General features: G+C 52.4%; 12 protein-coding genes. 2 read left to right on the top strand and 10 right to left on the bottom strand.

Annotation, left to right across the window (positions count from 1 at the left end; translation table 11 throughout):
* Positions 1 to 354 precede the first annotated feature (354 nt).
* Together ACPT9Q_RS07520 and ACPT9Q_RS07515 are read left to right on the top strand one after the other, a co-directional pair.
* Complete coding sequence (locus tag ACPT9Q_RS07520) at positions 355 to 1233, top strand: sugar phosphate isomerase/epimerase family protein (protein ID WP_427365456.1); 879 nt, start codon at positions 355 to 357, stop codon at positions 1231 to 1233.
* Positions 1234 to 1261: 28 nt separating this feature from the next.
* The gene (locus tag ACPT9Q_RS07515) at positions 1262 to 2107 is read left to right on the top strand and encodes a hypothetical protein (RefSeq protein WP_427365455.1); all 846 of its coding nucleotides are present in this window, start codon (positions 1262 to 1264) and stop codon (positions 2105 to 2107) included.
* Between the two features lie 83 nt (positions 2108 to 2190).
* On the opposite strand, the gene rpiB is transcribed toward ACPT9Q_RS07515, so the two are convergent.
* From rpiB to ACPT9Q_RS07465, 10 genes are all read right to left on the bottom strand, one after another.
* Positions 2191 to 2661: a ribose 5-phosphate isomerase B gene (rpiB, locus tag ACPT9Q_RS07510; RefSeq protein ID WP_427365454.1), complete on the bottom strand. Its 471-nt coding sequence runs from the start codon at positions 2659 to 2661 to the stop codon at positions 2191 to 2193.
* Between the two features lie 5 nt (positions 2662 to 2666).
* The gene (locus ACPT9Q_RS07505; protein WP_427365453.1) at positions 2667 to 3968 is read right to left on the bottom strand and encodes an NAD(P)H-dependent oxidoreductase; all 1302 of its coding nucleotides are present in this window, start codon (positions 3966 to 3968) and stop codon (positions 2667 to 2669) included.
* Between the two features lie 14 nt (positions 3969 to 3982).
* Positions 3983 to 5458, bottom strand: a complete 1476-nt coding sequence (locus ACPT9Q_RS07500) for an FGGY-family carbohydrate kinase (RefSeq protein ID WP_427365452.1) — start codon at positions 5456 to 5458, stop codon at positions 3983 to 3985.
* Positions 5459 to 6493 (bottom strand): NAD(P)-dependent oxidoreductase, encoded by a 1035-nt coding sequence (locus ACPT9Q_RS07495; RefSeq protein ID WP_427365451.1) that lies wholly within the window; start codon positions 6491 to 6493, stop codon positions 5459 to 5461.
* A complete protein-coding gene (locus ACPT9Q_RS07490; RefSeq protein ID WP_427365450.1) occupies positions 6493 to 7278 on the bottom strand; it encodes an ATP-binding cassette domain-containing protein in 786 nt (261 codons plus the stop codon). Before ACPT9Q_RS07490 ends, ACPT9Q_RS07495 begins: the two co-directional genes overlap by 1 nt.
* A gap of 2 nt (positions 7279 to 7280) precedes the next feature.
* Entirely contained in the window at positions 7281 to 8288 is a 1008-nt protein-coding gene (locus tag ACPT9Q_RS07485) for an ABC transporter permease (RefSeq protein WP_427365449.1), read from the bottom strand.
* A 76-nt stretch (positions 8289 to 8364) separates the two neighbouring features.
* Positions 8365 to 9318: a substrate-binding domain-containing protein gene (locus ACPT9Q_RS07480; RefSeq protein WP_427365448.1), complete on the bottom strand. Its 954-nt coding sequence runs from the start codon at positions 9316 to 9318 to the stop codon at positions 8365 to 8367.
* A 112-nt stretch (positions 9319 to 9430) separates the two neighbouring features.
* Positions 9431 to 10249 carry a sugar phosphate isomerase/epimerase family protein gene (locus ACPT9Q_RS07475; RefSeq protein ID WP_427365447.1) on the bottom strand — a complete coding sequence of 273 codons (819 nt, stop codon included), beginning with the start codon at positions 10247 to 10249 and terminating at the stop codon, positions 9431 to 9433.
* The gene (locus ACPT9Q_RS07470; RefSeq protein ID WP_427365446.1) at positions 10246 to 11811 is read right to left on the bottom strand and encodes an FGGY-family carbohydrate kinase; all 1566 of its coding nucleotides are present in this window, start codon (positions 11809 to 11811) and stop codon (positions 10246 to 10248) included. Before ACPT9Q_RS07470 ends, ACPT9Q_RS07475 begins: the two co-directional genes overlap by 4 nt.
* Positions 11812 to 11836: 25 nt before the next feature.
* Positions 11837 to 13234 (bottom strand): L-fucose/L-arabinose isomerase family protein, encoded by a 1398-nt coding sequence (locus ACPT9Q_RS07465; RefSeq protein WP_427365445.1) that lies wholly within the window; start codon positions 13232 to 13234, stop codon positions 11837 to 11839.
* Between the last annotated feature and the right edge of the window lie 76 nt (positions 13235 to 13310).

Below are 13310 nucleotides of genomic sequence, written 5' to 3'. Positions count from 1 at the left end.
CACCAACTTTTTCCTGCCTTGAGAATCACAAGCTACGCGGAGAGGTAGATCGAGGTCTGAGAAACCCTCGACGGGAAAGCCCATTTCTTCTGCAAAAGGAAACCGCTCCCCTTAGGGTTCCTGAGGAAAAGGTAAACGAGAAACCCCAAAAAAAGAAGACACGTTCCACCCCAGGACCATCTATGGAACAGGTGTAGAAACAAAGTGCGACTCCAAGAATAACATTACATTTTTATTATGTTCATCTCTCCCTCCCCGGAAATCACTGATTTCGCTTTTCAAGAGTAATACCATACAACGCCCTTCGGGTATACTGTGAGAGGAAAACGTGCCCCAAAAAAGGAGGCGAACTTAATGGAGATAGGCCTTGGAACGATCGTCTACGAGTTCGCAGGTATTCCGCTGAAGGCCTCATTGGAGAGAATTGCTCAGTTTGGCATCAAGTACATCGATGTCCTGGCCTTTGGCGACTACAACCCTGCGTTCTTCCCCAAAGAGGAACAGGTAGCCATCGCCGAAAAACTCCATGCCCTTGGCATAAAAGCCTCAAGTGTTGTCACCTGTGCCCATGGCAACCTAGCCTCAGATGACGAGGAGGAAGTCGCCTTTGCAGTGGAACAGCTGAAACTCGCAGCTCTCTTTATCAGGCACCTTGGAGGAAGGCAGGTGCTCATCGGAAAGGGCGTTGGGAATATCGATTTTTCTCTCCCGAGAGAGCGGGCGTGGAGGAATGTCGTCAAGGTACTCAAAGAGTACTGCCAGTGGTGCCAGAAGCACGATGTTTTGGTTATCCTGGAACTCGAACCAGAAAGTCTCTATATCTGCAACGGGCCAGAGGCCATGCGACGGCTCATAGAAGAAGTAAACGAGCCCAATCTCTTCGCCAACATCGATATCGGCCACTTGAACATCCTCCGGGTTCCCCCTCAGGACCTTGCCCCTCTGAAAGAGAAAATCATCCACGTTCACATTTCGGATAACGACGGCCTTGCACACACAAACAGCATCATTGGTGAAGGTACCACGGATATTCGCTGGTATATTGATACACTCCTTGATTTTGGTATCGATGAAGTTGCCCGGTCTCAAGGAGAAGTGGCAGTAGCAGGAATAGAGCTTGGACATCCCGGAGAGTATATTCAGGATCCAGATTATCGCGTCCTCAAAAGCTTAGGAAACGTCCTCTCCCGGGTACCGCGGTTGCGGAAAGTCAGGGGAGATGAAGACATCTGACCACACCCCGTGCCTGGAGGGATGCACGATGAATCTCTACGACCGTCTTGAGCGGATGACCCGCCGATGGTGGTTGTACCTTGCCATTCTCTGTATCCAGTTCCTTCCACCCTACACCACCCGGGGAATGACCGGTTTCAACTCCCAAGAGATCAATCGCCTCGTGGGGGACGTCCTCTCTCATGCTCTTGTTCTGTCGTGGGTCAATCTCTCCCCACTCTTCAAGGTTCTCCCTCTCGCTTTCCTGGTCCTTCTGGTGTACGTTCCAAGGAGTAGGCCGTTTTTCAGTCTCTTTGCTGCCCTCCACTACCTGGTGCTCGCTTTCTTCCAGAACATGGCTTTCTTAGAAGACCGGGGCCTGGCCATACTCACGAACAACGCGGTGATGATTACCCTTGTGGCACTCTCTTTCCTTGTGGAGGTTTTCGCCCGAAAGAACGCGTTTGCCTTCAGGCGGGTCAACTGGAAGAAAGGTTCCCTCATAGGCATGGCGGCCTTTGCTTTCCTTTATCCCGTCGACCCTGTTTCGTTCCGCCCGGACTTCCACATCAAACACCTTTTCACCAACGCTGCTGGCCTGACGTTCTGCATGATGACCCCTCTGTACCTTACGGTGCTTCTTTTCACCTATCCGGAAGTGAATCTGGTAACTCTCCGTGTCACAGGTCTTGTGGGGACGATTATCGGACTGTACAATCTCTCCTTCAATTTCTTCTTCGATCTCCCAAAGTTCTGGTGGAATGGCATCCTCCATATCCCGCTTCTTCTCATTTCCCTGTACGCTTTTGTTCTTTCCTTCCAGCGTAGTCAGAGGCGTGCATTGTCCGATCCCGGCACCACCTTCACCGGGAAAAGCGGGGAAGAAACAGCTTGAGTGTTCGGCGTCTTACTTTTCCGGCAGGAAAGCAAAAAGCCCAGGCTCGTGAGCCTGGGCCGGGGGGATGTACGGCAGGGCGTTTAGGAGAAACGCCTGCGCAGGATTTCCCAGACTTCTCGCTCCACTGTCTCGAGATAGGCAAGCCGTTCGGCGTACTTCCCCCCTTCAAAAGGGGTATGGAGAAAGATATCCACCAGGCGCAGGGCAAGGTCTTCCGGTATTGTTCGGGCTCCCAGAACAAGGATATTGGCATCGTTGTGCCGACGGGCATACTCGGCGGTGAATTCGTTGAAACAGAGAATAGCCCTGATACCTGGATAGCGGTTACTGACCACCGTCATGCCACCACCGGTGCCACAAACGAGAATCCCCCGCTCTGCCTTTCCTTCAAGGATTGACTTTGCCACTGCCTGGGCAAAAGGGCCAACACCGACTGGATCCGGAGAAAAGGCGCCAAGATCGTACACCTCGTGGTTCTCCTGCGCAAGTTTCTCCACTATCGACTTCTTTAGCGCAAAACCCGCGTGGTCAGAGGCAACTGCAATCCTCACCAGGGTCACTCCTTGTCGCTTTCCATCATCATATCCTGCAGCTTCCGGAGTTTTACCACGAAGGAATCCTCGTCCAGGGCAACATCCTGGTAAGTCAGGACTTCTCCTCTGGCAACCGGTCTGAGCACTTTCGCATGGTGGATAACGCCAATGGGTACTGCGTGTAAGCTTCTGGCTTCCTGGGCGGTATAGATTTTGCCGAAGACATCGAACCCACCGATACCGTCGATGAATTGCCCCGGGGATAAATCCCTCTTTGCCACCGCAACAACCTCAGAGTGGAAGTAGAGGGAATTGATGGTGGGTTCCCCGAAAAAGCAGGCTTTGGCCACTGAAAGTGGGGTTTCGAAGCTGCAGAGATGGTACGGCCGATAGAGGATGTAGTACGGACCCTCGCCCATGGAGTAGAACTTGAGGTCCTGCCTCAGGTGAGGGGAATCCGTGGTGAAGATGACAAAAACCCCGGGGGCAACTTTTCCAGTCGAATAGTCAACGACGAAATCTCGCTCGAAAATCCCTCCATCCCTCTTGGGGATGTACACTCGGGGGAGATCCGGAACATCCACTCTTGCCCCGTGCATCCCCGGGATATCGGGCAACGCCCCGGTGGCATTGGAAACTTCAGCCATCTCAACCATCGTCTTCGTCCCGTCCACGAAGGCGCAGAGCATCTTTGGGTTCATGTTCTTGCGCAGGGCTTCCTCCCGGCAGGTATCAGGAGTGGCGAAGAAGTCCACAGGGTTATTCTTCCCCTTCCCGATACACACCACCTGAAACCCCAGGGCTTTTGCAAACCGGTAGAGCTCAATAACCGCCCCAGGCTCGTCTCCTGCCGAAACGGTGTACACAACCCCCGCCCGGTCCGCCAGCCGTTTCAGAATCCACCCCACAGTTACGTCGGTCTCCACGTTGAGCATCACGATGTTCTTCCCGTTGAGGATGGCCTGCCAGGCAACCTGTGCACCGACCTCCGGTGACCCGGTGGCCTCAACCAGCGCAGAGAGCATGCCTACCTTGGGGAGAAGATGGGCAGAGGGGGTCACCACAACCTTTCCTCTTTCCAGGGCCTTCTGTGCCTCGTCGACCTTCTCGGTCACCACGATGTCTTCTTCACCGTACCCCACTTCCTTAAAGGCCCGTATACCCCGCTCCACCTCAAGGTCGGCAATAGCAGTAATCCGCAATCCAGGCATTTTATGGGTGAGGTTGACCATCCCGCTTCCCATCTGCCCACAACCCACAAGACCAACCTGGAGATATTCCTTTTCTGCTTCCCTTCTCTCAAGTTCCCGCAAGAGGTTATGCATCGTCGATCCTCCTTTCATCCCATACGGTGATGGACATCTCTCAGAGCAAAATAGAGATCCCGGTAAATAGCCAGCTTTTCCTGATATACCCGATGGAGCCGCTCATTCGGCTCCCAGACACCTTTCACCTGCACCATTCTGGCTGCCGCTTCCTGAGGAGAGGCATAGGCCCCCAGTCCACAGGCGGCAAGAATAGCCGCCCCGAGAACACTGGCATCTTCACACTGTAGAGTCTTCACTGGTCTGCCGAAAATATCTGCACGAATCTGCAGCCAAAGCGGCGAACGAGCACAGCCTCCGGTGACCCGGACTTCCTCAAAGGTCACACCCTGTTCCTCAAAGAGGTCGAGGCTCATCTTCTGCTCGAAAACGACCCCCTCAAGAATAGCCCGGATAACCTCTCCCTCATCAGTGTGAAGGGTCATGCCCACAAAGGCGGCCTTCGAGAAGGGGTCTATCCAGGGAGTGCCACTGCCTACAAGATGTGGCAGGGCGAAGATGTGCGATGGTTCTTTCGAAGCCCTCTCCACAAGCGTTGCATAAGAGTCCTCTCTGGCAAAGGTATCCCGGTACCACCGCAGGAAAAGGCCAGCAGTCTGGTTCAGTGTGGCAAGGAGAAACCTCTGGGGCAACACATGGGCATAGCAGGAGAAATTCTGGGGGTGAATCCGTAAAACCACCGAAGGATCCGACACCGGTATCCCAAAGACCTCTGCAGTCCCAGCGTTGTCAAAGGCCACGCGTTCTTCTGTTGACCCTGCTCCCAGAGCGGCACAGCACTGGTCATGTCCCCCCGCGACCAGGCGAAGGTCAGTTGGGAAGCCGAGTTCTGCGGCAACTTCTTTCTGGACCGTTCCAACCACGGTTCCCGAGGGGAAGCAGGTAGCAAGGCGCGATGCATCAAGCTCAAGGTACTCCAGAAGCTCTCTGGACCACTCTCTCCTGTGCATATCAAAGAGGAGCGTTTTACAGGCCATCGAAAAGTCGATGGCAGGAATGCCCCCCAGTTTCCAGAGGATGAAATCCTCGTAGCAGAGCATCTTTGCGCTCTGGCGAAAAACCTCAGGTTCGTGCTTTTTCACCCAGAGAATCTTCGCCGCGCTGGTCAGAGGATGCACAGGGACACCAGACATGGCAAGAAGCCGTTCGGCCCCAAAACGTTCTTTGAGCTCCTGAGCCTCCTCTTTGGCCCGCATATCCATACCCAGAATAGCCCTTCGCAGTGGCTTCCCCTGACCATCGAGGAAGATAACGGCTTCTCCCTGCGCCGATACAGACAACGCCTGAGGTTTTCTATCCGTTTTCTGCAGTGCCTCCCGAATTGCCTCCTGAACTAAACCCCAGACTTCTTCCGGGTCTTGCTCAGCCCACCCTGGTTGAGGACTGGTATACCCGTATTCCCGGGAGGCCCCCGCAATCAGGTGACCATCTTCATCGAAAAGCGCTGCTTTGCAGCGAGTCGTTCCCACATCCAATCCCAGGAAAAACACTTACCTCGCCCCCCTCTTGCTAAAAAGGTGAGCCTCCTCAAAATACCTGCCTATAGCCCGGGCAATCTCCAGCGCAGCGCTCTCCACAGTGCTCCTTGAGGCTCCAGCAATGTGCGGAGTGAGGATGACGTTCTGCAGGTCTGCCAAAGGATGTTTTCCACACCAGGGTTCCTCGCAGCAAGTGTCAATGCAGGCAAACGCGGGGATACCACGTTGCAGAGCTCGCACAAGAGCCTCTTCGTCGACGAGTTCTCCCCGGGAGGTATTCACGAAAATGGACCCCGGTTTCATCATCCTGAATTCCCGTTCCCCAATCATTTTCCTGTTCTCCCCCGTGTACCTCACGTGGAGAGAAACAATGTCCGCAACTTGCAGGAGTTCTTCAAGCGAAACCTTCCGCACTCCGTACATCGCCATATCCTCCTGGGGCACAAAAGGATCGTACGACACCACCTCGCGAACGCGAAAAGGACCAAGGAGCTGAGCGACCCTTCGGGCAATTTTCCCAAAACCTATGAGTCCAACAGTAACTTGCGAAAGAGGAAGGGGAGCCAGAGCGTAGTCAAAATACGAGCTCTGGCTCCAGATGCCCAGGAAAGCCTCTCTGCAGGCTCGAACAATCCCCCGCCGCGCAGCAATGAAAAGCCCTACGGTGAACTCGGCCACAGCCTCCACGCTTCGTTCCGGAGCAAAAAAGAGAGGAATCCCACGTTTTTCAAGCGCCTCGCGATCCACATTCACCGGCCCACTCCGCAGACACCCTACTACCTGCAAGCGAGGGGCATGCTGGAGGAGATGTTCATCCACAAGACCCATTTGCGTTACCAAAATTTCTGCTTCTTCTACCTCTTTCAACGCCTCTTGAGGGTAGGGGACGTATTCCCGCAACCTCTCCCCATAGCAAAAGGGAACTTCCGGCCACCCCAGGTCGTAGTAGACCCTCTGGACCCCTTCCCAGAAGGGATCTTGAGAAGTAGCCTGTTCAAAGATCTCAGGTGTGAAAAAACGGTCGGCAAAAATCAGCGCCTTGAGCATTATCTCAAGTCACTATTTTGAGAGCTTCCGCTTACCATGGCTGTTACAACATCTTCAATAGAAGTTTGCTCTTTGGGCACATCTCTAACCAGATTACCTCGGTTGAGAACCACGATACGGTCAGCAACGGAAAAAATCTCCTCTAAAGTATGACTGATGAAAATGATAGAAATCCCCCGTTGTTTCAGATTAAGCATTAAATCCAAAACCTTCCTGCGCTCTTTAACCGATATCGCCGCTGTCGGCTCATCCATGATAAGAAGCTTTGGAGCAGAGTAAATAGCACGAGCAATAGCTACACATTGTCTTTGTCCACCAGAAAGAGACAGCACTGGGGACCTAATAGCGTTATCTTCAACGTGTACACCGAGAATGTCCCTTAACACTCTTTTCGTCTCTTCAAACATTTTTTTCTTATCTAATGTTCGAAAAACTTTCCAATCCCTTCGCACCACCTCTCTCCCTATAAACACATTCATACTCGCATCCATGTTTGGCGCTAAAGCAAGGTCTTGATAAACGGTTTCGATACCGGCATCACGAGCTTCTCGGGGAGTCGAAAAAAAGACCCTGTGACCTTCGAAATAAATCTCTCCTTCTTCCGGGGGATAAACTCCAGAAATCACCTTGATAAGAGTTGATTTTCCTGCTCCATTATCTCCCACGAGACCCACAATTTCCTGGTAGTGCACTTTGAAGTTTACCCCCCGCAAGGCCACAACACCGCCAAACTTTTTAACGATGTTCCTGGCCTCAAGAAGTATCTGACCACGTTCAGTAGACATGGTTATTCCCTCTCCCCCTGCGCCTTTCCTGTACTCCGAACCACGCTCAAATAGGCAAATCTTTCTCGTAACACGTCAATCGTTACCGCTAAGACCACCACTGACCCAATAATGGTTCGCTCCCAATAGGGAGAGATACCCAGTATGGCAATAGCATTTTGTAAAACACCCAGAATAGCCGCTCCTGCCAGCGTCCCGATAACACTGCCCTTACCACCCGCTAGGCTCGTGCCACCTATGACTGCCGCTGCAATAGAGGGCATAAGCCAATACTGACCGATGGTTGGCTGACCAGAAGTGAGTCGCGCCATCATAAGTATCCCGGACAGAGCTGAGAGAAAACCCGAGATAGCGAAAACAGCGGTCTTCGTCCGTTCCACGTTTACCCCTGCTACGCGGGCTGCGGTCTCGTTGCCGCCAATAAAGTAAACCCTCTTTCCAAATACAGTGGCATTAAGCATAAAACTTAAATAAATAAGCACTGCAATCATAATGAAAACCGGAACTGGCAAAATCCCCAAAGACCCCCGTCCCAGGAAGAAAACAGATTCTGGTAGCCTTACAATAGCCCTTCCCTTGGTGATCACAAGGATTAAACCGCTGATAGCTTCCATAGTTCCCAACGTAGCAATGAAAGAATTCAGACCCACCCTGGTAACTAGCAATCCGTTCAAAAAGCCAAATCCAAGACCGACTCCCAACCCTGCAACAATAGCCAGAAACGGTGACAACGCAAGGAAACTCATGAGCCAAGCCGTTATAATTCCACTTAACCCAGCGATAGAACCTATCGAAAGATCGATCTCTCCAGAAATCAAAACCAAGGTTTCGCCAAAGGCAACAATACTAATGAACGAGAAGCCTAGAATAAGAGTAGTGATGTTGTAACGGCTCGTAAAAGCTGGATTAACAGCAGCAATTAAAATACACATGATAGCTAAAGCGACAATAATGCCTCCTTCTTGAGAAGCAAAAACCCTTCTTACAAAGCCCCAAAACGAATCGCGCATTCACACATCTCCTTTCGCAAAGATTTAAGTCTTCCTCCGCCCACTCGAGTGGGCGGAGGAAGACCCTACCTATTGGTTATTTCCATTGCGTGTAGACGTCAAGATCTTCTTTGTAAACCACAAATGACCCAGTGTCGTGTTTATCCGGAATGTGATGACCAGTATTCAAAGCCCAAAGATAGATTGTACTCCAAAAACCTATTTCCTTAACCCTTTGCACGGACATAGCTAAGACTGTACCATCCCTCACGAACTCAACCATCTCTGGCAAATCATCCATGCCTACAACAATAACTTGGCCAGATTTTCCAGCATCCTTCACCGCCCTTGCTGCTCCAATAGGTGCTGTGGCATTGCAACCATAAATACCCTTAAGGTTAGGATGAGCAGCCAACATGCTCTCAGTCAATCTTATGGCCTTTTCAAGGTCATCGTTATCGGCAAGTTCCGCGACAATCTTAATGTTGGGATACTTACTAAGAGCTTCTTTGAACCCTGCGACTCTGTCACGGTGGTTAGGAGCAGTCGGACTCCCTATGAGAATACCGACTTCCCCTTCATAGTTGATAGCCTTCGCAAGGATTTCTGCCATTTCCTTTCCATCTGCAATATAATCAACTCGTCCAACAAACCCTATCCGGCCACTTTCCGGAGCGTCAGTGTCAAAACAAATCGTAGGAATACCCATCTTCAAGGCTTCCTGAATGGCAGGAACATCCGAACCAGGATCAAGTACTGCCACCGCCAACCCGTTAGGTTTCTTGGAAATAGCCGTTTCGATTTTTCGAACGTGTTCAACCACATCAGCTTCCTGAGGTGCAAGCCACTCCCACTCTATGTCGTACATTCCAGTTGCTTCGAGGAGGCTTTCAGCTTTCTTGATTCCATCAATGACATCCTCATACCAAGGGTGCACCAGCTTTGGAACAAAGATAAAGTAAAGCTTTTGCTTCTCCTGTGCAAAAACAGCACCCACCAGCAACACCAGGAGAACTGCTACAAAACCGATTAACAACCACCGTTTCTTCAAGGCTCATACCCCCTTCTTTTAAAGAATTCTTGAACTCTGCAAGTTGGGAAAACTTACACAAATCATACAAACAAAATTGTCATTGAGCTGGCTTTTCACCTCCCTCCTACTTCTACAGGAACTTCCGGATAAACTCGGCCGCGTACTGAGCGTGCTCATCATAGACTGACTCGTCGACCTTCTCCCGAAAGGCAAAGTAAGGATCGGCATGGGGAGGAATGTACTCCAGGACAAGATACCCCGGAAACTGAATGTCCTTGAGCGCGGAAAAGATTTCCGGCCAGCTGAGGTGTCCCTTGCCGGGAAGGTCCCGTTGGTTATCCGCCACGTGCATGTGGACGAGCCAGCCCCTGGCCTTCCGGATTGCCTCGGGAATACTGGATTCCTCGATGTTCATATGGAAGAGGTCCCCCATGATTTTGACGTTGGGCAAGTTGATGTCCTGGGCAAGGCGTATGGCCTGTTCCAGACGGTTGATGAGGTACGTTTCGAAGCGGTTCCAGGGTTCGATGACCAGGGTGACTCCCCGGGAAAGCGCATATTCTCCACACTCCCGGATACCCTCAACCGCATACTTCCACTCTTCTTCAGGAGGAAGCTCCCTGGTGATTCGCATGTTCGCCGTGGGAGCCACAATCACCACTTCTGCACCGATGGCTTCCGCAAGATCAATGGTGCTTTTAGTGTACCTTTTTGCGTTTTCCCGAATTTCCGGATTCGCACTGGTGAAGTCCCGGTCTTTCTTCCAGATGTTGCAGATGGACCCGGCTCGAATGTTGTACTTCGCAAGGAGCGACCGCACCTCTGCCGGGTCGTACAGGTCTGGTTCACCCACAAACTCAACGGCGTCGTAACCAAACCGGCTCAAACGGGCAATGCTTTTCTCCACCGGTTCATTCCCAAAGACCAGGATGTTGTAAGAGAGCTTCACGAGGAGACCTCCTCTCTCCGGACATGCTCTTCCCTCAGGCGGGCAAGCTCCCGGAAGTCCTCCTTGAGGTGTTCATAAAGCCTCCGGTAGAGCTTGTAGTACTCACGGTAGAGTTTATGGTTTTTGCTTGAAGGTTCAAGAGGGTCCACGTACTCAGCGAGCTTTTTCGCTATCTGGAAATTCGGGAAGACACCACAGGCTACACCGGCAAGAATCGCTCCCCCATAAGGAGCGCCTGCCCTGTTTTTGAGAAATACCGTGGGTACATTGAAGACGTCGGTGATAATCTGCCGCCAGAGCCTGCTCCGTGCTCCGCCTTCGTTGAAAACGATAGGGAGATTAATTTTCCATCCTGCACTCTGGACAATCTCAAAGTTATGGTACAGCGCATAGGCTACCGATTCCATAAGTGCCCGCACGATATGGCCCTTGGTGTGTGAGAGCGAAAGGCCGAAGATCACCCCCCGGGCGTAAGGATCCCAGAGGGGGCTCCGTTCTCCCATGAAGTAGGGCAGGGCAAGCAGGCCATCACATCCTGGGGAGACTTTTTCCGCCTCGAGATTCAGAAGGTCATAGGCACTCACACCGAGAATCTTCTCCACCTCGACCTCAAAATGTGCAAGGTTATCCCTCACGTAGCGCAGAAGCTGCCCACCGGTGGTTGTGGTGGGGATGGTGACGTAGGTGGTTCGGGATTCCACCGCGTGGGGGCACACCAGCATCTCCCGGAGAAAGTCCGTGGTCTTGTGCACAATCCCGAAATTCCCACAGGTCCCCAGGTTCATCTGCACGTCGCCCTCTGCGGTGGTGCCGCTTGCTACACAGCTCACGCAGAAGTCCACAGCGCCGGCACACACCGGTGTGCCTTGAGGGATACCTGTTGCCTTTGAGGCTTCTTCCGTCACCTCACCGATAACGTCCTCGCAGGAAAAGGCAGGAGGGAAGAGGTCTTTCGAAAGACCAATCTCATGAAGAACATCTTCGTTGAACTTGTGCCGGCGGATATCCCAGGCCACCCCATAGAACGCTGCAGAACCGATGTTAACCGTGAACTTCCCCGTGAGCTTGAAGTTGATGAACCCATCGACGGTAAGCGCCTGGAAAACCTTTCGAAAAGACTCAGGACGATTGTTCTTCTCCCAGAGGAGATTCACAAGCATCGGATGGTCATCCACCGGGTTTCCGGTAAGGGCAAACATCCGCTCTTCGCCAATGGTGCTCTTCAGCCAGGCCACCTCTTTTGTGGCCCTCCGGTCCATGAGGTTATAGGCAAGATGAACGGGGTTGCCATCGCGATCAACCATGACGAGATTCGGCAAAGCCGAAGATACTGCAATACCCCGGATCTGGCGGGGATTCACTTTGGACTTCGCTATGCACTCTTGGATAACCTCACAGGCAACCTTCCAGTACAGATGGGGATCGTGCTCCGACCAGCCAGGATGCTGGATAATGATGGGGTATTCCCGAAACGCATAAGCAAGCACGCGACCTTCGGCATCAATAAGGCAGGCTTTACCCCCTCCAGTCCCGTAATCAAGACCCAGGAGATACTCAGCCATGTTTCATCCTCCCAACGTAAAGGGCTCAAGAGTGGTGATAGACCTCAACGCCAAGGTAGGTGACCAGCGCTTCCCGGACTGCTTGAGCAACCTGCGAAAGGTTAATGGCCACATGGTGCTCGAAACCGTTCTTACAGATGCACTGGAGAAGGTCTTGGAGCCTTGGAACACGGGCTACTCCCCAGGCACCAAACGTCTTCGCCACATCCTGCGTGATTTCGCCTTCGCCGACATAGGCCTTGATTTTCCCTCTCAGGTCGTCAGTCGACAGGCGCAGGAAGGTAAAAGGTCCGGGTTTAATATTCCCCCGGCAGCTCCCGTAGGCATTCTCCATACCCACCGTCGCCCCGATGACATCGGCGTAACGCATTTCCATTGTGGCAAAAATCGAACGTGGGTAGTTGCCACAGTGAAAGAGAACGCACTTTTCCGGATCGTTACCGAAATTGTTGTTCCAGTCCACAAGGGCTGAGGGCTGATTTGACGCAAGACGCAGGATGTACATGCTCAGGGCTCCGGCAACATCTACCTCGCAGGCTGAAGGCATGAGCTTTTCACCCATCATGCTCATCACAGCGCAGGGGGTGATCCCGAGATTATACTCCATGGAGGTCCAGCACTGGATGGCGGTGGCCCGGATATCGTTTTCTGCCATCCAGCGTTCAACCACGAGAGCAAAGCGGGCCATGGTGAAGAGTTTGTCTTCTGGAACTGCACTCACGTCACAGTACGCGCGGATTTCCTCGAGTTTCTTCTTTGCTTCCTCTTCAGGCACCTTCCTCATGGCCGCAAAAATCTCCGAAAGATCGATAGTCTCCACTGAGATACCGTACGTTTCAAGGATTTTCTCTGAAAAGCGGACGGTATTGAATGCTCCTGGACGAGCCCCGATGGCCCCGATTTTCAGATTTTTGAGACCCCTCACGATGCGACAGACCTGGGCAAACCAGCGGAGGTCTTCACGGAAGCTCTCCTCTTCCGGCCAGACGGTGTGGAAACGGGTGAGGGAGAAGGGGATTCCAAACTGAACGAGGTTGTTACAGACCGAGATTTTCCCACAAAAAGCATCACCCCGGCCGGCAAGGTCGAGGTGCTCGGGGTCATCGGGAAAGGCGTGAACGAGTACCGGCACCTGAAGGCCGCTCAGTCGAAGGGTATTTGCTACCCCTTTCTCATCTCCAAAGTTCGGTAACGTGACGATCACTCCGTCGATACGATCGGCATGAGCGCGGAAAAGAGCAGCACATTTCTTTGCGTCCTCCCAGGTCTCCACCGTTCCGAGCTTCGTGTCCTCTGGAGAGGGACAGACAACCTCAAATCCCTCTTCTTCAAGCACCCGGAGCATTCGTTCCCGTCCTGCCGCCGCCAGTGAGTCAGGGAAGAACCCACGATTCCCAACGATGAGCGCAAAAACCTGAGCCATCCTTTTGACACCTCCTTACCGCTTTTTCAAAACCCCTGAACGGAGAATATCGATGAGCACAGCCGCAAGAATCACA

Origin of the sequence: Candidatus Caldatribacterium saccharofermentans (assembly GCF_050267035.1) — a bacterium.
Classification (GTDB): domain Bacteria; phylum Atribacterota; class Atribacteria; order Atribacterales; family Caldatribacteriaceae; genus Caldatribacterium; species Caldatribacterium saccharofermentans.
Note: the sequence above shows the minus strand (reverse complement) of the source record. Positions and strands in the feature narration are given on the sequence as shown.

Bases quoted from the DNA above. Each gene is read 5' to 3' on its own strand.
- ACPT9Q_RS07495 (WP_427365451.1), bottom strand. From the start codon at position 6,493: ATGCTCAAGGCGCTGATTTTTGCCGACCGTTTTTTCACACCTGAGATC.
- ACPT9Q_RS07515 (WP_427365455.1), top strand. From the start codon at position 1,262: ATGAATCTCTACGACCGTCTTGAGCGGATGACCCGCCGATGGTGGTTG.
- ACPT9Q_RS07490 (WP_427365450.1), bottom strand. From the start codon at position 7,278: ATGTCTACTGAACGTGGTCAGATACTTCTTGAGGCCAGGAACATCGTT.
- ACPT9Q_RS07485 (WP_427365449.1), bottom strand. From the start codon at position 8,288: ATGCGCGATTCGTTTTGGGGCTTTGTAAGAAGGGTTTTTGCTTCTCAA.
- ACPT9Q_RS07505 (WP_427365453.1), bottom strand. From the start codon at position 3,968: ATGCATAACCTCTTGCGGGAACTTGAGAGAAGGGAAGCAGAAAAGGAA.
- ACPT9Q_RS07470 (WP_427365446.1), bottom strand. From the start codon at position 11,811: ATGGCTGAGTATCTCCTGGGTCTTGATTACGGGACTGGAGGGGGTAAA.
- ACPT9Q_RS07465 (WP_427365445.1), bottom strand. From the start codon at position 13,234: ATGGCTCAGGTTTTTGCGCTCATCGTTGGGAATCGTGGGTTCTTCCCT.
- ACPT9Q_RS07520 (WP_427365456.1), top strand. From the start codon at position 355: ATGGAGATAGGCCTTGGAACGATCGTCTACGAGTTCGCAGGTATTCCG.